Here is a 19978-nt window from a genome sequence, read left to right as displayed (position 1 = left end):
TCAGCGCAGCTCGGGCAGCACGTCCCGGCCGAGCCGCGCCACGCGGTCGGCCTGGCGCCGCACGTCGGGCTCGGGGAAGAGCACGCGCAGGACCAGGTGGGCGTCGGCCCAGGCCGGCAGCCGGTCCAGCAGTTCCCGCAGCCGGGCCGCCACGGCCTCCGCCGGCCCGACCGCCTGGAAGTAGCGGTCCACCGAACCGGCGGTGACCGGGGCGTCCGGGTCCGGGGCGACGATGCCGGCGTGCGCGATGCCGCCGGCCTGCATCGCCTCGTAGGCGGCCTGGGTGGCGGCGTACCCGCGCCGGGCGGCGTCGGCGTCGGCCGGGTCGTCGGTGAGCAGGATCAGGGCGTTGACCGCGATGGTGAACGGGCGCCCGACCGGCTCGGCGAACACCGGGAGCACCCGGTCGAGGATGGCGGCGTCGGCGCGGCCGAGCAGGTAGCCGTCGGCGAGGTCGCGGGCCCGCTGCAGGGCGGCCGGCGCGTACCCGCCCAGCCACACGGGGACGCCGTCCCGCAGCGGGGCGGGCGTGACCCGCAGGTCCCGGCCGGCGTACGCCGGGCCGTCCCAGTCGAACGCCTCCCCGGTCCAGGCGCGGCGCAGGAACGGCACCAGGTCCGACATCAGCGCGCCCCGGCGGGTGGGATCCACGCTGAACGCGGCGTACTCGTGCTCGGCGTAGCCGAGGCCGAGGCCGAGCACCAGCCGCCCGCCGGAGAGGTGGTCGAGGACCGCCGCGTCCTCGGCCAGCCGCAGCGGGTGGTGCAGCGGCGCGAGCGCGACGCCGCTGCCCAGCAGCAGCCGGTCGGTCGCGGCGGCCAGCGCGCCGAGCAGCACCAGGGGGGAGGGCAGGTAGCCGTCCGGCATCCCGTGGTGCTCGCTGACCCAGAAGGCGTCGAAGCCGGCGGTCTCGGCCGCGCGGGCCAGCAGCACCGCGTCCCGGTACGGCGGGGTGGCGACCCCGGGGGGCCGCTGCCCGGTGAACAGCCCGAGGCCGACGGTGCGCCGGCCGGCCATCAGCCCGCCGCCCAGCCGCCGTCGACCGGCAGCAGCACGCCGTTGACGTAGGACGCCGCGTCGGAGAGCAGGAACTGCACCGCCGAGGCGATCTCGGCGGGCTCGCCCACCCGGCCGGCGGGCACCCGCGACAGCAGCCACGCGGTCTGGGCGGGGTCCCCGAGGCGGTCGGCGGTCATCGGGGTGCGGATGATCCCGGGGGCGATCGCGTTGACCCGCGTGCCGGTGGGCCCGAGCTCCACCGCCGCGGCCCGGGTGAGCGCCGCGATCGCGCCCTTGGCGGTGACGTAGTGGACCTGCCCGGCGACGGCGTGGGTGGCGGTGACCGAGGAGATGTTGACGACGGCGCCCGCGCGGCCGTCGGCCCGCCACCGCCGGGCGGCGCCGCGGGTGCCCAGGAAGCACCCGGAGACGTGCACCGCCATCATCCGCTCGAACGCGGCCAGCTCCAGCTCCTCGAGCGGTGCGCGGTCGCGGATGCCGGCGCAGTTGACCAGCCCGTCCAGCGGCCAGACGGCGTCCAGCACGCGGTCCCAGCCGGCCTCGTCGGTGGTGTCGAGCTCGTGCCCGCCCTCCGGCGGCCGCAGGTCCGCGGCGGACACCTGCCAGCCCGCCGCGGCGAGCACCCGGCAGATCTCCGCGCCGATGCCCGATCCGCCTCCGGTCACCAGGACTGCAGGCACGTGCCCTCCTCGTCGTCGTGCGGGTCAGCGCGCCGGATCCGGCGCGCCGAGCAGGTCGCGGACGCTGTCCCTCGCCCGCCGCGCCCGGGCGGGGACGTCCAGCTGGCGCGACCAGGAGTCGGACTGGACCTCGACGCAGACCGGCAGGTCGGCCGGCAGGGCGGCGAGGACGTCGGCCAGCGGCAACTCGCCCTCGCCGGGGAACAGCCGCCCGTGGCGGGCCTCGGCGGCCAGCGCCGCGAGGTCGCCGGGCGGGGCGGCCGGCGCGTCGCACAGCTGCAGGTACCCGACCGGCGGGGCGCCCGGCGCGGTCAGGTCGTCCGCGCTCTCCCCGCCGCGCTGCAGGTGGAGGACGTCGACCAGGACGGTGAGGCCGGCGCCCCCGGCGGCGCGCACCAGCTCGCCCGCGGCGCGCAGGGTCGGGACGGCGGTGAACCGCATGAACTCCAGGGCCACCGTGACGCCCGCCGGAGCGCACCAGCCGGCCAGCGTCGCCAGCTCGTCGGCCGCGCGGGCCGGGTCGTCGTGCGAGCTCACCACGAGCAGGAAGCGGGCGCCGAGCTCGGCGGCCACGTCGGCCCACGGGCGGTGGTCCGGAACCGGCACCCCGGGGCCCAGCCGCACCACCTCGAGGTCGAGCAGGGCCAGGCCGCTGTCGTCCACCCGGCGGCGGAGGGGGCCGATCGCCGCACGGGGCAGGCGCTCGGGATCCCACCGGGTGCCGAAGGCGTCGAAGCCGGCGGCCGCCGCCGCGGCCAGGGCCTCCTCGGGCGTCGCGTCGAGCACCGTGCCGGCGGACAGGGACACCACCCGGCCGGCCGTCACCCCGCCGACCGTAGTCGCTAGAGGACTCCCGACGGAAGCTTGAGTTGGGCTCCGCACCTCGCCTACGGTCGGTCCACCCGCCCGGCCGTCCGGAGCCCGGCCGGTTCGTCGATGGGCGGGCGCGGATGTCGGACCCGAGGAGCCTGGTCGGCCGGCGCGCAGCGGTCGTCGCCGTCTGCACCTCCGCCATGGGGGCGGGGACGGCGCCGGCCTTCCTCTACGGCTACCTGGGCCCCGAGATCCGGGCCGACCTGGACCTCTCGCGCGGCGGCCTGGGCCTGCTGATCGGCCTGTTCTACGGCCTGACCGGCCTGGGCTCGCTGGTGGCCGCGCGGGTCGCCGAGCCCTGGGGTGCGCGGCGCTGCATCGTCGTGGACCAGGTCGTGGTGGCGGCCTGCCTGCTGGCCTCGGTGCTCGCCCCCTCGGCCGTGGTGCTCGGCCTCGCGGCGGCGGTGGCGGGCGCGGGCTACGCGCTGGGCAACGCGGGGACGAGCATGGCGGTGGCGGCGACGGCGCCCGAGGGCAGCGCCGGGCGGGACCTCAGCATCAAGACCGCCGGCGTGCCGCTCATGGCGACCCTGCTCGCGCTCGCGGGGCCGGCGGTCGCGCGCACCGCCGGGTGGGAGGGGGTGGCGGTGGCCCTGACCGTCGTCGCGGTGCTCACCGCCGTCGCCGGGAGCCTCCTGCTGCCGGCCCGGAGCGCTCCGCGCGGCCGGGACGTCGCCGGGCCCGCGCCGGCGCCCCGGCCGCTGCCGCGCGGGTTCCTGCTCCTGCCCCTGGCCGCGTTCCTGTTCATCGCCGGCTCGCAGCCGCTGCTGTCGTGGCTGGTGCTCTCGCTGACCGACGCGGGGGTGGGCGCGGCCACGGCCGGTGCCGTTTCCGCGGCCGGCACCGCCGCCGGGGCGGTCGCCATGGTGGTCGTCGCCCGGTTCTCCGACCGGGTCGGGCCGCCGCGGCGGGCGCTGGTCGCCGCCGGCCTGGCGGGCACGGCCCTGCTCGGCGTGCTGCTGCTGTGGGCGACGGCGGGCCGTCCGCTGGTCCTGGTGCTGGTCGGCGCGGTCCTCGGGCTGCTGGGCAACCTGGCCGGGGCCAGCACCATCCACGCGGTCGTCGTCGACCGGGCGCCCTGGGCGGTGGGCCGGGCGATCGCGCTGATGTCGACCGGCTACTTCCTCGGTGCGCTGGTGGCGCCCTGGGCGTTCGGGCTGGCCGCCGACGTCTCCGGCGGGTACGGGCTCTCCTGGGGCGGCTGCGCGGTCGCGCTGGCCGGCAGCGCCGGCTGCTTCGCCCTCGTCCACCGGCGGGTCGCCGTCCCGGGAGCCCGGGTGCCCGGCTGAGCCGGACGGGCGGACGGCAGGATGGGCGCCGTGCCGACGAGCGGGAGGTCGCGACGATGACGGACACGAGGGCTCCGAGCTCCATCGTGGTGCACGAGACCCTGCCGGTTCGCGTCGTGATCGGACCGGGTGCCCGCGACGCCGTCCCGGACGAGGTCGCCCGACTCGGGGCGCAGCGGGTGCTGCTCGTGGTGACGCGGTCGGCGGCCGACGCGGGGGACCGTCTCGCCGACGCCCTCGGCTCCCGGCTGGCGGCCCGCTTCGACCGGCCGGCCGCGCACACCCCGGTGCCGGTGACCGAGGAGGCGATGCGGCTGGTGACCGGCGAGGGGATCGACGGCGTGGTGGCCCTCGGCGGCGGGTCGGCGGTCGGGCTGGCCAAGGCGGTGGCGGCGCGCACCGGCGTTCCGCAGGTCGCGGTGCCGACGACCTACGCCGGCTCGGAGGTCACGCCGGTCCTGGGGGAGACGGAGAACGGGGTCAAGACCACCCGGCGGGACCCGGCCCTGGCCCCGGGCACGGTGGTCTACGACCCCGAGCTCACCGTCTCCATGTCGCCGGGGCTCACCCGCACCAGCGCGGTGAACGCGCTCGCTCACGCCGTCGAGGCGCTGTGGGCGCCCGATGCCACCGCGGTCACCGACGGCCTGGCGACCGAGTCGGTGCTGGGCATCCTCACCGCCCTGCCCGAGGTGCTGGCCGACCCCGCCGACCTCGGGGCGCGCGGCCGGCTGCAGTCCGCCGCCTGGCTGGCCGGCCTCTGCCTGGCCCAGACCCGCATGGGGCTGCACCACCAGCTCGCGCACGTGCTCGGCGGCGCCTTCGACCTCCCGCACGCCGAGCTGCACACCCTCCTGCTGGCGCACGTCATGGCCTACGACCTGCCCGCGGCCCCCGCGGCGGCGGCGCGGCTGGACCGCATCGCCGGGCCCGACCCGGTGGCGGCCGTCGCCGCGCTGGCCCGCGCCCACGACGGGCCGACGACGCTGCGGGACCTGGGCGTGCCGCGCGAGGGTCTGCGCGGGATCGCCGAGCGGGTCGTGGCCCAGCCCTATCCGAACCCGCGGACGCCGGACCTCGAGTCGCTGACCGCCCTGCTCGAGGCGGCCTGGCGGGGCTGACCGCGGCGACGGGCGGGGCCCTCAGTCCTCGATGACGTCCCGTCCCTGCTCCCGGAGCAGCGCGAGGTGGTCCAGCATCCCCTTCAGGACCTCCGGGTCGTGGCCCTGCCAGTCCGGCACCTCGCCGACGACGCGCAGCGGGGAGCGGGTGCGGTAGGACTGCGTGGGGTTGCCGGGGAAGCGCTTGTCGGTCACGTTCGGGTCGTCCTCGAAGGGGCCCAGGGGCTCCACGACGTAGACGTGCCCCCGGTCTCCGCTCCCGGCCAGCGCGGTCGCCAGCTCGGCTCCCCAGGCGGCGGTGTCGACGAGCGCGGTGAAGTAGACGTTGTTCGACACCCGGCCCGCCTGGAAGTTGGAGCCGCGGCCGGGCACCAGCTCGTCGCCGACCTCCAGCGTGGACCCCGTCCCGTGGAAGAACGGTCCGGCGACGTGCGCGCAGTGGTCGAACGTCACGGGGACGCGGGTGCTGCCGCCTCCGCCTGCCGTCTCCTGCTCGGACACCCCAGCTCACTCCTTCCCGGTCACGCCCGCCGCGTCGAAGGTCGCCACGTCGCGCAGCGCCCGCGCGGCGCCGGCCACCAGGGGCAGCGCGAGCAGGGCTCCGGTGCCCTCGCCCAGGCGCAGGTCCAGGCCGAGCAACGGTCGCAGCCCCAGCGCCCGCAGCGCCAGGGCGTGCCCCGGCTCGGCCGACGTGTGCCCGGCGAGGACGTGCGCAACCACGCCGGGGCACAGCGCCGCGGCGGCCAGCGCCGCCGACCCGGCGATGACCCCGTCGAGCAGCACCGGCGTCCGGGTCGCCGCGCCGCCCAGCACGAAGCCGGCGAGCGCGGCGTGCTCCATCCCGCCGACCTCGGCCAGGGCGGCCAGCGCCTCCTCCGGCGTGGCCGGCCGGCGCGGCACCCGGGCGACGGCCCGGCCGACGATGTCCACCTTGCGCGCCAGGGTCGGGTCGTCGACGCCGGTTCCGCGGCCGGTCGCCGCCGCCGGCGCGGCGCCGGTGAAGGCGCAGACGAGCGCGGCCGACGGCGTGGTGTTGGCGATCCCCATGTCGCCGGTGACCAGGCAGCGCGCGCCGCCCGCGACCAGTGTGGTGGCCACCTCGATGCCCACCTCGACCGCCTGCCGGGCCTCCGCCGGCGACATCGCGGGGCCGACGGCGAGGTCGGCGGTCCCGGGCCGCACCTTCCGGTGCAGCAGCCGGTCGGCGGCCGGCAGCGGCGCCGCGACGCCGACGTCGACGACCACCACCTCGGCGCCCAGCTGCGCGGCGAAGGCGTTGACCACCGCGCCGCCGGCGGCCAGGTTGGCCACCATCTGCGCGGTCACCTCCTGCGGCCACGGCGTGACGCCCCGGGCATGGACGCCGTGGTCGCCGGCGAAGACCGCGACGGTGGCCGGTTCCGGCAGCGGCGGTGGGCAGCGGCCCGCGGTGCCGGCCAGCTGCGCCGCGACGTCCTCGAGGACGCCGAGCGACCCCGGCGGCTTGGTCATGCGGTCCAGCCGGTCGCGGGCGGCGCGCTCCGCGACGGCGTCGCGTGGGCGGACCGCGGCGATCGTGGCGCCCAGCAGGGTGCCGGCGAACGGGTCAGGGGTGGGCACGTCCGGCTCCCTCGGGGGCGGCCGCCGCGCAGGCGGTGACGAAGCGGGCGGGCAGGGCGGGCGAGCCGGCCCAGTGCAGGTGCAGGTACGAGGCGTGCACGCCGCCGGAGACGAAGCCCTCGGGAGCACCGCCGGCCCACCGCCAGGCGGGCGCCGGCCCGGACGCCGGGGTGGTGACGGTGCGGTGGAACTCGTGGCCGCGCACCCGCGTGCCGGCCGGGGCGAGCACCGAGTCGGTGAGGGCCACCGCCTCGCGGTAGCCCAGGGTCAGCTCCGGCGTGAAGGTGGCGTCGGCGTCGAGCACGCCGCACATCGGGACGCCGTCCAGGCTGCGGGCGAGGTAGAGCAGGCCGGCGCACTCGGCCGCGACCGGCCCGCCGCGGGCGACCAGCGCCGCGACGTCGGCGCGCAGAGCCGTGTTGGCCGACAGGTCCGCGGCGTGGGCCTCCGGGAAGCCGCCGCCGAGGACGAGGCCCGTGGTGCCGGCGGGCAGTGCCTCGTCGCGCAGCGGGTCGACCGGCACCACCTCCGCGCCGGCCGCGGCCAGCAGCTCGCCGTGCTCGGCGTAGCCGAAGGTGAACGCGGCTCCGGCCGCGACGGCGATCCGCGGCCGGCCGGGCACCGGGTGGACCTCCGCCGCCGGGTCCCACGGCGCGCCGTCCAGCGGGGGCGCGGAGCGGGCCAGCGCCAGGACGGCGGCCAGGTCGACCCGCGCGGCGACCACCTCACCGAGCTCGCGGACCGTCGCCAGCGCCTCGGCGGAACGCTCGGCGGCCGGCACCAGGCCGAGGTGCCGGGACGGGGCGGCCAGCCGGTCCAGCCGCGGGATCGCCCCGAGCACCGGCACCCCGGCCGCGCCGAGCGCGGTCCGCAGCAGCTCCTCGTGCCGGTCGCCGGCCACCCGGTTGAGCACCACCCCGCCGAGGCGCACCGACGGGTCGAAGGTGGCGAAGCCGTGCACCAGCGCGGCGACGCTCTGCGCCTGCGTCCAGGCGTCGACGACGAGCACCACCGGAGCGCGCAGCAGCCGCGCGACGTGCGCGGTGGAGCCGGCACCGGGGGGCAGCGACGGGTGCGAGGCGCCGTCGAACAGCCCCATGACGCCCTCGACCACGGCCACGTCGGCCGGCCGCGGGGTGCGCGCGCCGTGCAGGAACAGCGGGACCACCCGCTCCTCGTCCATGAGCACCGGGTCGAGGGTGCGGCCCGGCCGGCCCGCGGCGAGCGCGTGGTAGCCGGGGTCGATGAAGTCGGGGCCGACCTTGTGCGGGGAGACCGCGAGCCCGCGGGCGGTCAGCGCGGCGAGCAGCCCGGTGGTGACCGACGTCTTCCCGGCGTCCGTGGCGGGTGCGGCCACCACGAGCCGGGGGAGGGTCACCTCCCGATCCTGCGCGCGGCTCCCCGCCGCCGCGCGGCCGGGGTCGCGGGTGGCCGGGCCCATCCGCGTTCACAGCCGCCGTCCAGCCCCCTCCCAGCGCGCCGCCCGGCCCGCCGTCGAGGGTGAGCGGGATCCATCCGCGAACGACGGGAGACCCGTGGACGAGAACCGACGGACGACGACCTACGAGGGGCGGTCCCTGCCCCGGCCCGCCGAGGAGCTGGTGGACCAGGGACTCGGCTTCGACGTCGGCACGCTGCTGAGCCGCCGCAGGCTGCTCGCCGTCCTGGGCCTGGGCGCCGCCGGCGCCGGCCTCGCCGCCTGTGGCGGGACGTCGGCCTCGTCCGAATCGTCCGCGGCGGCGGCGTCGTCGACCGCGACCGCCGCGGCGGGGGAGATCCCCGACGAGACCGCCGGCCCGTACCCGGGGGACGGGTCCAACGGGCCGGACGTGCTGGAGCAGAGCGGCATCGTCCGCAGCGACATCCGCTCGAGCTTCGGCGAGAGCAGCGGCACGGCGGAGGGCGTGCCCATGACCCTGGAGCTGACCGTCCGCGACCTGGCCAACGGCGGCGTGCCGTTCGCGGGGGTCGCCGTCTACGTCTGGCACTGCGACCGGGACGGCGGCTACTCGATGTACTCCGAGGGCATCACCGACCAGAACTACCTGCGCGGCGTGCAGATCGCCGACGCCGCGGGCACGGTCCGGTTCACCAGCGTCTTCCCCGCCTGCTACAGCGGGCGGTGGCCGCACATCCACTTCGAGGTCTACCCGGACCAGGACGCGATCACCGACGCGGCGAACGTCATCGCGACCTCGCAGGTCGCGCTGCCCCAGGACGTCTGCGACGCGGTCTACGCCACCAGCGGCTACGCGAGCTCGGTGCGCAACCTGGCCCAGGTGGGCCTCACCACCGACAACGTCTTCGGGGACGACGGCGGCGCGAGCCAGCTGGCCACCGTGACCGGGGACGCGGCCGGCGGGTACACCGTCGCCCTCCCGGTCGGGATCGATCCGACCACGACGCCGACCGGGGGTGGCCTGGGCGGCGACGGCGCGCCGTCCGGAGCGCCCGGCGGTCCGGGCGGCGGCCGGCCCCCGGGGACACCGCCGAACTGACCCTTGCGGCCGGCCGGCACCGTGGCTAACGTGCAACCACATGGTTGTAGGTCAACTGGACCGGGAGAGCGCCGACCGGGTCTTCGCCGCCCTCGCCGACGCCACCCGCCGGGACATCGTCACGCGGGTGCTGGGGGAGGCGGCGTCGGTCTCGGCGCTCGCGCGGAACTACGACATGAGCTTCGCCGCGGTCCAGAAGCACGTCGCCGTCCTCGAGCGGGCACGGCTGGTCAGCAAGGAGCGTCGCGGCCGCGAGCAACTCGTGCGCGGCGACGTCGGCACCGTCCGGGCGGCCGCGCAGCTGCTCGGTGAGCTCGAGGAGCTCTGGCGCGGCCGGATCGGCCGCCTCGAGGAGGTCCTCGCCGATCCCGAGGGAGCAGACCCACGATGACCGTCGTCAGCACCACGCAGGACCCCGAGCAGCTCACCCTCACCGTCGTCGCGGAGCTCGCCGCCCCGCCGGCCCGGGTGTGGCAGGTCTGGACCGACCCGCAGCAGCTGCAGCGCTGGTGGGGCCCGCCCACCTTCCCGGCCACCTTCGTCGAGCACGACGTCGTGGTGGGCGGCACCTCCCGCTACTACATGACCGGGCCCGACGGCGAGAAGGCGTACGGCTGGTGGCGCTTCGTGGCGCTCGACGAGCCGCGGTCCCTCGAGTTCGAGGACGGGTTCGGCGACGCGGAGGGCCGACCGGCCGACGGCATGCCGACGACCCACGCCCGCGTGGACCTCGAGGAGACGCCCGCCGGCACGCGGATGACCGTGCGGTCGCGGTTCGCCACGCTGGAGCAGATGGAGCAGGTGCTGGCCATGGGCATGGCCGAGGGCCTGACCCTGTCGGTCGGCCAGATCGACGAGGTGCTGCTCGCCTCCGTGTGACGCCGAGCGGAGACGCGGTCCGGCTGGCACGGTGGGGGCGTGCCCGTCGGAACCGCGCTGCCCGAGGCCGTGCGCGCGCGGTTCCGGGCCCGCGTGTCGGGGGACCCCGACGGCGCTCCCGGCTGGGTCCGGGACATCGCGACGGTCGGCGAGGGGCCGGGCTGGTTCGAGCCCGACGGCGTCGTCTGGTGGGTCCACGGCGACCTCGCCACGCTGGTCGGCGGGGTGGCCGCCCTCCTGGGCCAGGCTGCCCACCCGCGGGCGCTGGCCGGGGTCCAGCGGCACTCGGCCTACCTCGACGACCCCTGGGCTCGGCTGGCCGGCACCGCCCGGTGGCTGGTGGTGACCACGTTCGGCTCGGCGGAGCTGGCGGAGCGGGAGGCGGCCCGGGTGCGTGGCCGGCACACCGTCGTCCGCGGCGTCGACGCAGCCGGCCGGCCCTACTCCGCCGGCGACCCCGACCTGCTGCGCTGGGTGCACCTCGCCTTCACCGACGCCTTCCTGGCCGCCCAGCGGTCGGTCGGCCGGCCCGCGCCGGCCTGCTTCGGACGGCGCTGGCCCGACACCTACGTGGCCGAGTGGGCCCGCAGCGCCCGCGCGCTGGGCGCCACCGACCTGCCGGAGACCGCGGCCGGGCTGGCCGAGGCACTGGCGGCGTACCGGCCGGTGCTGGAGCCGGTGCCGCCCGAGGTGCGGGCGTTCCTCACCGCGCCGCCCGGCCTGGGCGCGGCCGAGCAGGTCTTCTACGGGGGGCTCGCCGGGGCGGCCGGGTTGCTCGTCTCGCCGGTGATGGCCGGCTGCGCGGGCGTGCCGGGCCGCGGCCGCGACGTCCTCCGGCTGCCGGTGACCCGCGCCCAGTTGCGCGGGCTGCAGCTGGTGCTGGGCCCGCGCAGCCCGTCGGAGGAGGCCGCGCGCTGGCGGCTCGGGCGGGGACCGGCGCCGGCGTGGGTGAGGGGAGGCTGAGGTGCCCGCGGTGACCCTCTCCGGGCAGGACTACGCGGCCACGGTCGCCGCCGGCATCGTCGTCGTCGACGTCCGGGCTCCCTGGTACGCGCCGAGCCGGGGGCTCACGGCGGCGCTGGGGGCGGTGGCCGACCGCCATCCCGACGTCGTGTTCGCGACCGTGGACGCCGAGCAGGAGCCCGCCCTCGTCGCGGCGGTGGGCGTGCGGGCGGTGCCGACGCTGCTGGTCTACCGGGACGGCGTCCTCGTCTTCGCCGAGCCGGGCGCGCTGCCGGCCGACTCGGTGGAGCTGCTGCTCGACACCGTGCGGGAGCTGGACATGGCCGCGGTCCGGGAGCAGTTCCCGGAGCGCTGAGCCGAGCCCGGCTCGGCCCCTCAGTAGTGGATGGTGCCCCGGGTCCCGCCGCCGACCGCGACGGCGGAGCCGGTGATCCCGGCGCTGCGCGGTGAGGCCAGGAAGGTGACGACGTCGGCCACCTCGGCCGCGGTCACCAGCCGGCCGATGCTGGTGCCCGCGGCCAGGGCGCGCTCGACCTCCTCCGCGGTCCGGCCCTGGGCTGCGGCCTGGTCGGCGATCGACCGGGCCCGCCGCTCGGTCACGGTGATCCCGGGGTGGACGACGGTCACCGTGATCCCGGCCGGCCCGAGCTCGTCGGCGAGGTTGGCCGTCATCGCGGCCACCGCGACGTTGCGCACCGACCCGACCAGCGAGCCGGTCCGCAGCGCGTTGAGCCCGCTGATGTTGACGATCCGGCCCCAGCCGGCCGCGACCATGTGCGGGGCGACCGCCCGCGCGCAGCGCAGGTAGCCGAGCACCTTGGTCTCCACCTCGGCACGGACGTCGTCGTCGGACACCTCCGCCAGCGGCGGCACCGGACCGGCGGAGGCCGGCCGCGCAGCCGCGTTGACCAGCACGTCCACCCCGCCGAGCTCGGCCACCACCCGCTCGACCACCCCGCGCACGGCGTCGTCGTCCCGGGTGTCCGCCGGGCAGGGGAGCGCGGTCCGGCCGTGCCGGCGCACCCGCTCGGCCGCCGCCGTGAGCGCGTCGGCGTCCCGGGCGACCAGCGCCACGTCGACCCCCTCCGCGGCGAGGGCGTCGGCCACGGCGAGGCCGATGCCGCGGCTGGCGCCGGTGACGATCGCGCGCTTGCCGGTCAGCTGCAGGTCCACGGGGGCTCCTCCGGGTCGTGGGGAGGGGGGCACGGGCGATGGTGCGCCGGCGGAGCCGGGCTGTCACCGGGACACGCCGTCCCACCCGTGGTGTCAGAACCTGTCGGCACCCCCTCATATGGTGGTCCTGCAGCTGGTCCGGGCCGCTCTCCTCGAGCGGACCGGGGCAAGAGGGAACCCGGTGGGAATCCGGGACTGTCCCGCAGCGGTGAGTGGGAACGACCGCCGTCACAGGCACTGGGTGTGCACTGCACCTGGGAAGCGACGGCCAGTAGGAGCCGGCGAGAGCCGGCGCGCCCGCGAGTCCGAAGACCTGCCAGCCGCACCGCGCACGCCCGTGCGCGGTCGTCCGGGACCTCGGGGATCGGGTCCGTCGGACAGCCCCGGCCGTGTCCGGGGCTGGCGGCCTCCTCCTCGCCCGGACTCCGGGAGCTCACGAGGAGCGAGCGAGCAGATGACCCTCACCGACCAGCCGGCCCAGGCGCCGGCCGCCCCGCGCAGTCCCATGCAGGTGCGCAAGCGCAGCGGCGACCTGGAGCCGGTCGACGTCAACAAGATCGTCAAGGCCGTCGAGCGGTGGTGTGACGACCTCTCCTGGGTCGATCCGCTGCGCGTGGCCACCCGCACCATCAGCGGCCTCTACGACGGTGCCACCAGCGCCGAGCTGGACCGGCTGTCGATCCAGACCGCGGCCGAGATGACCGGCGAGGAGCCGGAGTACTCGCGGCTGGCCGCCCGGCTGCTGGCCAACTACGTGCGCAAGGAGGTCGCCGGCCAGGGCATCGCCTCGTTCAGCCAGAGCATCGCCCTCGGGCACGCCGAGGGCCTGATCGGCGACGCGACGGCGGCCTTCGTCGCCCGGCACGCCCGCAAGCTGGACGACGCCGTCGACGCCGACGCCGACCGCCGCTTCGAGTACTTTGGGCTGCGCACCGTGGCCGACCGGTACCTGCTGCGGCACCCGGTCACCCGGCTGGTCGTGGAGACGCCGCAGTACTGGCTGCTGCGGGTGGCCTGCGGGCTGTCCCGGACGCCGGTCGAGGCGATCGGCTTCTACCGGCTGATGAGCTCGCTGGCCTACCTGCCGAGCTCGCCGACGCTGTTCAACTCCGGCACGCGGCACACCCAGATGAGCTCCTGCTACCTCGTGGACTCCCCGCGGGACGAGCTGGGCTCGATCTACTCCCGGTACGCGCAGGTGGCGGCGCTGTCGAAGTTCGCCGGCGGCATCGGCATCTCGTGGTCGCGGGTGCGCTCCCGCGGCGCGCTGATCCGCGGCACCAACGGCCGGTCCAACGGCATCGTGCCCTGGCTGCGCACCCTCAACGCCTCGGTGGCGGCGGTCAACCAGGGCGGCCGGCGCAAGGGCGCGGCCTGCGTCTACCTGGAGCCGTGGCACCCCGACGTCGAGGAGTTCCTCGAGCTGCGGGACAACACCGGGGAGGACGCCCGCCGGACCCACGACCTCAACCTCGCCAACTGGGTGCCCGACGAGTTCATGCGCCGGGTCGAGGCTGACGAGGCCTGGTCGCTGGTCGACCCCGACGAGGTGCCCGAGCTGCCCGACCTGTGGGGCGAGGAGTTCGACCGGGCCTACCGCGCGGCCGAGGCGGCCGGCCGGTTCGTGCGCCAGGTGCCCGCGCGCGACCTGTACGGGCGGATGATGCGCACCCTCGCCCAGACCGGGAACGGCTGGATGACGTTCAAGGACGCCGCCAACCGCACCTGCAACCAGACCGCGCGGCCGGGCAACGTCGTCCACCTGTCCAACCTGTGCACCGAGATCGTCGAGGTCTCCAGCGACACCGAGACCGCGGTGTGCAACCTCGGCTCGGTCAACCTCGCCGCCCACCTGGCGCGCGCGGCCGACGGCACCGCGACCGGCGTCGACTGGGACCGGCTGCGGGCCACGGTGCGGACGGCGGTCGGCTTCCTCGACCGGGTCGTCGACATCAACCACTACCCGTCGGCGGAGGCCGCGGCGAGCAACCCGCGGTGGCGGCCGGTGGGCCTCGGGGTCATGGGCCTGCAGGACGTCTTCTTCGCGCTGCGGCTGCCGTTCGACGGGGACGCGGCGCGGGAGCTGTCGACCCGCATCGCCGAGGAGGTGTACCTGACCGCGCTGGAGACCTCGGTCGCGCTGGCCGGGGAGTCCGGTCCGCACCCGGCCTACGCCGACACCCGCGCGGCCGACGGGGTGCTGCAGCCGGACCTGTGGGGCGTCGTCCCGGCCCAGACGGAGCGCTGGGACCGGCTGCGCGCCGCGGTGGCCGCGTCGGGCCTGCGCAACTCCCTGCTGGTGGCCATCGCCCCGACGGCGACGATCGCCTCGATCGCCGGCTGCTACGAGTGCATCGAGCCGCAGGTGTCCAACCTGTTCAAGCGCGAGACGCTGTCGGGGGAGTTCCTCCAGGTCAACGCCGCCCTGGTCGCCGAGCTCAAGGCGCTCGGGGTCTGGGACGAGCGGACCCGCGAGGCGCTGAAGCGGGCCGAGGGGTCGGTGCAGGGGCTGACCGACCTGCCGGCGGAGACCCGGCAGCTGTTCCGGACGGCGTGGGAGCTGCCGCAGAAGGCGCTCATCGACCTCGCCGCCGCCCGCGCCCCCTACGTCGACCAGAGCCAGTCGCTGAACCTGTTCCTGGCCAGCCCGACCATCGGGAAGCTCTCCTCGATGTACCTCTACGCCTGGAAGGCGGGGCTCAAGAGCACCTACTACCTGCGCTCGCGCCCGGCGACCCGCATCCAGCAGGCCACCGTCGGGGTGACGACGCCGTCCGCGGCCGACGCCCTCGCCTGCTCGCTGGAGAACCCGGAGAGCTGCGAGGCCTGCCAGTGACCGCCGTCCGACCCGAGGGAGACACCCCTGTGCTGCTCGACCCGGGCATGGAGCTGACCCTGCGGCCCATGCGCTACCCGCACTTCTACGACCGCTTCCGCGACGCCATCAAGAACACCTGGACCGTCGAGGAGGTCGACCTGCACTCCGACCTGGCCGACCTGGCCCGGCTCAGCCCGGCCGAGCGGCACCTGGTCAGCCGGCTGGTCGCCTTCTTCGCGACCGGCGACACCATCGTGGCGAACAACCTGGTGCTCAACCTCTACCAGCACGTCAACTCGCCCGAGGGCCGGCTGTACCTGTCCCGGCAGCTGTTCGAGGAGGCGGTGCACGTCCAGTTCTACCTGACCCTGCTGGACACCTACGTGCCCGACGAGACCGAGCGGCACGCGGCGTTCGCCGCGGTGGAGAGCATCCCGTCGATCAAGCGCAAGGCCGACTTCTGCTTCCGCTGGATCGACTCCCTGGGCGAGCTCGACCAGCTGCGCACCCGCGACGACCGGCGGGCGTTCCTGCTCAACCTGATCTGCTTCGCCGCCTGCATCGAGGGGCTGTTCTTCTACGGCGCCTTCGCCTACGTCTACTTCCTCCGCTCCCGCGGCCTGCTCAACGGGCTGGCCAGCGGCACCAACTGGGTGTTCCGCGACGAGTCGATGCACATGGCCTTCGCCTTCGACGTCGTCGAGACCGTCCGGCGCGAGGAGCCCGACCTCTGGGACGACGAGCTGGAGGCGGAGGTCAGCGCGATGCTGGCCGAGGCCGTGGACTGCGAGTACCGGTTCGCCGAGGACCTGCTCGGCGGCGGCGTGCCCGGGATGAGCCTGCCCGACATGCGGGCCTACCTGGAGCACGTGGCCGACCGGCGGCTGGAGCTGCTGGGCATCCCGCCCCGCTACGGCGCGCACAACCCGTTCAGGTTCATGGAGCTGCAGGACGTGCAGGAGCTGTCGAACTTCTTCGAGCGGCGGGTCTCGGCCTACCAGGTGGGCGTGCCGGGCTCGGTGTCCTTCGACGACACCGACTTCTGACCCCCGTCCGGCCTCCGTGGCCACGAGGGCCCGGGAGATCCGGCCCTCGTGGCCACGCGGAGGGCCCGGGCGGGCCTCGGCCTCCGGCGGCGCCGGTCTGGTGCCGGTTCCCCGGACGCGCCACCATGGCACGGTGCCGTTCGACGTCGAGGCGCTGCTGCGGCTCTGGACCGAGCCGCTGGCGGACGACGCCACCGCGCAGGGGGCCTTCCGCGCGCTCTACACCGACCCGGTCACGGTCAACGGCCGGACGCTGACCGTCGCCGACCTCGTGACCCGTGCGCGCGCCGTGCAGGGGACGTTCGAGCAGGTCGAGCGCCGGGTCGTCGCGGTCGTCGAGGACGGCGACCGGCTGGCGGTGGCCTTCCGCATGGGTGGCCGGCAGGTGGGTCCGCTGCAGACTGCGGCCGGCCCTCTGCCCCCGACCGGCCGGCACCTGGAACTGCGCGTCATCGACGTCCTGACGCTCACCGGCGGCCGGATCAGCGAGATCGTCATGGTCGCCGACGAGCTCGGTGCGCTCGCCGCCCTGGACGCCGTCCGGCTGGTGCCCGCCTCCTGACGGGCGGCGGGGCCCCGGTCCTCTACCGACCGGGGCCCGTCGCGCTCAGGATTCGATGTTGGCCATGACGTGCTTGATGCGGGTGTAGTCCTCGAACCCGTACATCGACAGGTCCTTGCCGTAGCCCGAGTGCTTGAAGCCGCCGTGCGGCATCTCGGCGACCAGGGGGATGTGGGTGTTGATCCACACGCAGCCGAAGTCCAGCTGCTTGCTCATCCGCATGGCCCGGCCGAAGTCCCTCGTCCAGACCGAGGAGGCCAGTCCGTACTCGACGCCGTTGGCCCACGCCAGCGCCTGGTCCTCGTCGGAGAACCGCTGCACGGTGATGACCGGGCCGAAGATCTCCCGTTGCACCATCTCGTCGTCCTGGCGGAGCCCCGCGACGACGGTCGGCTCGACGAAGAACCCGCGGTCGCCCTGCCGGTGCCCGCCGGCGGTGATCTCGGCGTGGTCCGGCGCCCGGTCCAGAAAGCCGGTGACGTGGGCCAGCTGGGTGGCGTTGTTGACCGGCGGGACGAGGGCGTCGGCGTCCCCGGCGCCCTTCTCGTACGTGGTGGCGGTGCTGCGCGCCTGCTCGGTGAGCGCGGCGACGAAGTCGTCGTGGATGCCCGGCCCGGCCAGCACCCGGGTGGCGGCGGTGCAGTCCTGGCCGGCGTTGAAGTAGCCGGCCACCGCGATCGCCTCGGCGGCGGCCTCGAGGTCGGCGTCGTCGAAGACGACGACCGGTGCCTTGCCGCCGAGCTCGAGGTGCACCCGCTTGACGTCGCGGGCCGCGGTCTCGGCGACCTGCATGCCGGCGCGCACCGACCCGGTGATGGAGACCATCCGCGGGGTGCGGTGCTCCACCAGGGCCCGTCCGGTGTCGCGGTCGCCGCAGATGACGTTGAGGACGCCGGGCGGGAGGAACTCCGCGGCGAGCTCGGCCATCCGCAGCGTCGTGGCCGGGGTGGTGTCCGACGGCTTGAGGACGACGGTGTTGCCCGCGGCGATCGCCGGCGCGAACTTCCAGACCGCCATCATCATCGGGTAGTTCCACGGCGTGACCTGGCCGATCACGCCGACCGGCTCGCGGCGGACGAACGACGTGTGCCCGGCCATGTACTCCGCGGCCGCCTTGCCCTCCAGGTTGCGCGCCGCGCCGGCGAAGAAGCGGATCTGGTCGACCATCGGCGGGATCTCCTCGCTCGCGGTCAGCCCGATCGGCTTGCCGGTGTTGCGGCTCTCCAGCGCCACCAGCTCCTCGGCGTGCGACTCGATGGCGTCGGCGAACCGGAACAGCGCCAGCGACCGATCCGACGGCGTCGCGTCCCGCCACCCCTCGAAGGCGCCGGCCGCCGCGGCGTAGGCGCGGTCGACGTCCCCGTCCCCGGAGACGGGCGCGGAGGCGAACACCTCGCCCGTGGTGGGGTCGACCAGGTCCATCCGCCGGCCGTCGGTGGCGTCGACGTGCTCGCCGCCGACGAAGTTGCGCAGCTCCAGCTTCTCGCTCATGGAGTTCCCTCTCGGCTCGGGGTCGTGCACACGGGGGATGGTCGCAGCGAACGCGCCGGCCGGGGCAGCTCGCGGTTGCCCCGGCCGGTGGGGGAGTCGTCTACCGGGGCGGCGGGGTCTCCCGCTCCACCTCCGCCAGGATCTCGGAGCCGGTGACCACCTTCTCCGCGAAGTGCTGGTGCATCCAGGTGAGGTGGTCGTGCCGGCTGCGCATGATCCGCAGCGTGTCCCAGTTGGGGAAGACCTGCTGGAGCACGTGCTCCTGCATCAGTCGCGGGTCGACCTCGTAGACGTGCTCGAAGGTCGTCTGCGCCACTTCGCTGGCCCGCTGTGGCGCCGGTGGGGTGTGCTGCTCGGCGAACCGGTACGGCGCCGTGGCCGCGGGCGCGGGGTCGCCGTCCGGGCCCTCGTCAACGTCCCTCATCGGTGGTGTCCCTCCCGTAGGCGCGGTCGAGCAGGTACTTGCCCGGGTTCATGACGTTGTTCGGGTCCAGCGCGCGCTTGACCTCGAGCATCACGTCGAACCCCTTGCCGAGCTCCTCCGGGAGGAGGTCGACCTCACCCTCGCGGCAGGACCCGTGGCAGGCGCTCATCGAGCCGCCGGAGGCCAGCGCCACCGCGGCGATGTCCCGCTTGGCCTGCACCCAGGCCGCCCAGGCCGCGTCGTCCAGGCGCTGCTCCCAGATGCCGACGTCGATCTCGGTCAGGTAGTCCACGCCGGTGGCCGTCGAGGTGTAGGCGAACATCCCCCAGTCGTCGAAGACGTCGGTCTTCCGCCGCAGGTCGGCGAGGATCTCGTGCCAGGCGCGGCTGACCGCCGGGACGGCGGAGAAGTTCACCGCCGCGTCCTCGCAGTGCCAGGACATCGGGATGACCTGGCCGTCCTTGGTCCGCCCGTGCAGCGGCGTGGCGTACCGGTCGTGCCGGGCCGCCCAGTCGCCCTCGGAGATCTCGTCGCCGAGGTAGCGGGCGCCGTGCTCCCGGGCGATGCGGAACAGCCGCTTCCCGCCGGCGCGGACCTCGTCCTCGTAGCCGTACATGACCGCGCACACCAGCGCGCGGACGTCGGCCGGCTGGGGGATGTAGGCCTCGTCGTCGCGGCGCAGGTAGGCGACCTTGTGCTCGTCGAAGAGCACCGCCCCGGCGAAGGTGGCCACCCCGGCCCGGGCGAGGGCGCCGGTGCAGGCGTGCGCGGCCTCGTAGTCGTCGAACGCCCAGAACGGCGAGAGCTCGGCCTCGGGCTTCGGGAACAGCTTGAGCGTCGCCTTGGTCGCGATGCCCAGCGTGCCCTGGTGGCCCATGAACAGGTGCTTGAGCTGGTAGCCGCTGGAGCTCTTGCTGATCTTCCGGCCGATGCCGTCGCCCACGTGCAGGACCTCGCCGGTGGGCAGCACGTGGTCGAAGCTGAGCACCAGGTCGCGGGTGTGCCCGTACCGGGAGCCGATGAGCGACCAGCCGCTGGTGCCGATCCGCCCGCCGACCAGGGAGCACGGGTAGGACGCCGGGTCGTCCGGGTAGAACAGCCCGTGCGGGGCCAGCCGCTCGTTGAGCTTGAGCATGTTGATGCCGGTGCCGACGGTGACGGTCCGGTTGACCAGGTCCAGCTCGTGGATCTGGTTCATCTTCTTGACGTCGACGACGATGCCGCGGCGGTGCGGCACCGCGCCGTCGGTCAGGCCGGTGCCGCCGTCGCGGGGGACGACGGGGATGCGCAGCTCGTTGGCGATCCGCACCACGGCCGCCACCTGCTCGGTGGAGGTGGGCATCACCACGACGTCGGGGACGCGCTCGGACCAGCGGTGCACCGGGAACGGCGCGGGCACCCGGGCGCGGTTGTAGCGGTCGGTCTTGGCCAGCAGCAGCTGGTCGTCGGCCAGGACCGGCCGCAGGGCCGCGACCAGCTCGTTCAGCCGGTCCTCGCTGAGCGGCTCGGTGGTGAACGGCGCCGGTTCGGTGATCGTCATGG

The 19978-nt window shown here is 75.7% G+C and carries 20 protein-coding genes and 1 riboswitch; of the genes, 10 read left to right on the top strand and 10 right to left on the bottom strand.

The window, feature by feature from the left end:
• From PGN05_RS04550 to PGN05_RS04540, 3 genes are read right to left on the bottom strand one after another with little or no spacing between them, the layout of a single operon-like run.
• Entirely contained in the window at positions 1 to 1017 is a 1017-nt protein-coding gene (locus tag PGN05_RS04550; RefSeq protein ID WP_419751335.1) for an LLM class flavin-dependent oxidoreductase, read from the bottom strand.
• On the bottom strand, positions 1017 to 1700 hold the full coding sequence (locus PGN05_RS04545; RefSeq protein ID WP_419751334.1) for an SDR family NAD(P)-dependent oxidoreductase: 684 nt from the start codon (positions 1698 to 1700) through the stop codon (positions 1017 to 1019). Before PGN05_RS04545 ends, PGN05_RS04550 begins: the two co-directional genes overlap by 1 nt.
• A gap of 24 nt (positions 1701 to 1724) precedes the next feature.
• Complete coding sequence (locus PGN05_RS04540) at positions 1725 to 2525, bottom strand: sugar phosphate isomerase/epimerase family protein (protein ID WP_419751333.1); 801 nt, start codon at positions 2523 to 2525, stop codon at positions 1725 to 1727.
• Between the two features lie 125 nt (positions 2526 to 2650).
• Here PGN05_RS04540 and PGN05_RS04535 point away from each other — a divergent pair, with 125 nt between their 5' ends.
• Both PGN05_RS04535 and PGN05_RS04530 read left to right on the top strand, forming a co-directional pair.
• Positions 2651 to 3862 carry an MFS transporter gene (locus PGN05_RS04535; protein WP_419751332.1) on the top strand — a complete coding sequence of 404 codons (1212 nt, stop codon included), beginning with the start codon at positions 2651 to 2653 and terminating at the stop codon, positions 3860 to 3862.
• Between the two features lie 56 nt (positions 3863 to 3918).
• On the top strand, positions 3919 to 4983 hold the full coding sequence (locus PGN05_RS04530; RefSeq protein WP_419751331.1) for a maleylacetate reductase: 1065 nt from the start codon (positions 3919 to 3921) through the stop codon (positions 4981 to 4983).
• Positions 4984 to 5004: 21 nt separating this feature from the next.
• Here PGN05_RS04530 and arr read toward each other — a convergent pair whose 3' ends face one another.
• Genes arr through PGN05_RS04515 form a run of 3 tightly spaced genes read right to left on the bottom strand, consistent with a single transcriptional unit; the run spans position 5005 to position 7960 of the window.
• Entirely contained in the window at positions 5005 to 5436 is a 432-nt protein-coding gene (gene arr / locus PGN05_RS04525) for an NAD(+)--rifampin ADP-ribosyltransferase (RefSeq protein ID WP_419751446.1), read from the bottom strand.
• A gap of 54 nt (positions 5437 to 5490) precedes the next feature.
• Positions 5491 to 6582, bottom strand: a complete 1092-nt coding sequence (gene cobT / locus PGN05_RS04520; RefSeq protein ID WP_419751330.1) for a nicotinate-nucleotide--dimethylbenzimidazole phosphoribosyltransferase — start codon at positions 6580 to 6582, stop codon at positions 5491 to 5493.
• A complete protein-coding gene (locus PGN05_RS04515) occupies positions 6569 to 7960 on the bottom strand; it encodes a cobyrinate a,c-diamide synthase (protein WP_419751329.1) in 1392 nt (463 codons plus the stop codon). Before PGN05_RS04515 ends, cobT begins: the two co-directional genes overlap by 14 nt.
• A gap of 157 nt (positions 7961 to 8117) precedes the next feature.
• On the opposite strand from PGN05_RS04515, the gene PGN05_RS04510 reads away from it, so the two are divergent.
• From PGN05_RS04510 to PGN05_RS04490, 5 genes are read left to right on the top strand one after another with little or no spacing between them, the layout of a single operon-like run.
• Entirely contained in the window at positions 8118 to 9080 is a 963-nt protein-coding gene (locus PGN05_RS04510; protein WP_419751328.1) for an intradiol ring-cleavage dioxygenase, read from the top strand.
• Between the two features lie 40 nt (positions 9081 to 9120).
• Positions 9121 to 9471, top strand: coding sequence for an ArsR/SmtB family transcription factor (locus PGN05_RS04505; protein ID WP_419751327.1), 351 nt, complete (start codon positions 9121 to 9123; stop codon positions 9469 to 9471).
• Positions 9468 to 9959 carry an SRPBCC family protein gene (locus PGN05_RS04500; protein WP_419751326.1) on the top strand — a complete coding sequence of 164 codons (492 nt, stop codon included), beginning with the start codon at positions 9468 to 9470 and terminating at the stop codon, positions 9957 to 9959. Before PGN05_RS04505 ends, PGN05_RS04500 begins: the two co-directional genes overlap by 4 nt.
• Before the next feature lie 39 nt (positions 9960 to 9998).
• Complete coding sequence (locus PGN05_RS04495; protein WP_419751325.1) at positions 9999 to 10922, top strand: oxygenase MpaB family protein; 924 nt, start codon at positions 9999 to 10001, stop codon at positions 10920 to 10922.
• 10 nt (positions 10923 to 10932) lie between these two features.
• A complete protein-coding gene (locus tag PGN05_RS04490; protein ID WP_419751324.1) occupies positions 10933 to 11277 on the top strand; it encodes a thioredoxin family protein in 345 nt (114 codons plus the stop codon).
• A gap of 20 nt (positions 11278 to 11297) precedes the next feature.
• Here the strand turns inward: PGN05_RS04490 and PGN05_RS04485 are convergent, their stop codons facing one another.
• The gene (locus PGN05_RS04485) at positions 11298 to 12095 is read right to left on the bottom strand and encodes an SDR family NAD(P)-dependent oxidoreductase (RefSeq protein WP_419751323.1); all 798 of its coding nucleotides are present in this window, start codon (positions 12093 to 12095) and stop codon (positions 11298 to 11300) included.
• Between the two features lie 117 nt (positions 12096 to 12212).
• Positions 12213 to 12431, top strand: a riboswitch (cobalamin riboswitch).
• Positions 12432 to 12549: 118 nt separating this feature from the next.
• Between PGN05_RS04485 and PGN05_RS04480 the strand changes: the two genes are divergently transcribed.
• The 3 genes from PGN05_RS04480 (at position 12550) to PGN05_RS04470 (ending at position 16521) form a co-directional block, all read left to right on the top strand.
• Complete coding sequence (locus tag PGN05_RS04480) at positions 12550 to 14931, top strand: ribonucleoside-diphosphate reductase subunit alpha (protein ID WP_419751322.1); 2382 nt, start codon at positions 12550 to 12552, stop codon at positions 14929 to 14931.
• Between the two features lie 29 nt (positions 14932 to 14960).
• The gene (locus tag PGN05_RS04475) at positions 14961 to 15959 is read left to right on the top strand and encodes a ribonucleotide-diphosphate reductase subunit beta (RefSeq protein WP_419751321.1); all 999 of its coding nucleotides are present in this window, start codon (positions 14961 to 14963) and stop codon (positions 15957 to 15959) included.
• A 133-nt stretch (positions 15960 to 16092) separates the two neighbouring features.
• Positions 16093 to 16521 (top strand): ester cyclase, encoded by a 429-nt coding sequence (locus PGN05_RS04470; RefSeq protein ID WP_419751320.1) that lies wholly within the window; start codon positions 16093 to 16095, stop codon positions 16519 to 16521.
• A gap of 45 nt (positions 16522 to 16566) precedes the next feature.
• Here the strand turns inward: PGN05_RS04470 and PGN05_RS04465 are convergent, their stop codons facing one another.
• The 3 genes from PGN05_RS04465 to PGN05_RS04455 form a co-directional block, all read right to left on the bottom strand.
• Entirely contained in the window at positions 16567 to 18012 is a 1446-nt protein-coding gene (locus tag PGN05_RS04465; RefSeq protein ID WP_419751319.1) for a gamma-aminobutyraldehyde dehydrogenase, read from the bottom strand.
• Between the two features lie 100 nt (positions 18013 to 18112).
• Positions 18113 to 18436, bottom strand: a complete 324-nt coding sequence (locus PGN05_RS04460) for a hypothetical protein (protein ID WP_419751318.1) — start codon at positions 18434 to 18436, stop codon at positions 18113 to 18115.
• Positions 18423 to 19976 carry an FAD-binding oxidoreductase gene (locus PGN05_RS04455; RefSeq protein WP_419751317.1) on the bottom strand — a complete coding sequence of 518 codons (1554 nt, stop codon included), beginning with the start codon at positions 19974 to 19976 and terminating at the stop codon, positions 18423 to 18425. The genes PGN05_RS04460 and PGN05_RS04455 overlap by 14 nt, the downstream gene beginning before the upstream one ends.
• Positions 19977 to 19978: the final 2 nt, after the last annotated feature.

Source organism: Geodermatophilus sp. CPCC 206100, from assembly GCF_048569675.1.
In the GTDB taxonomy this organism is placed as follows: Bacteria; Actinomycetota; Actinomycetes; order Mycobacteriales; family Geodermatophilaceae; genus Geodermatophilus.
The sequence above is the reverse complement of the archived record's forward strand: the minus strand, read 5'-3'. Positions and strand labels throughout refer to the sequence as shown.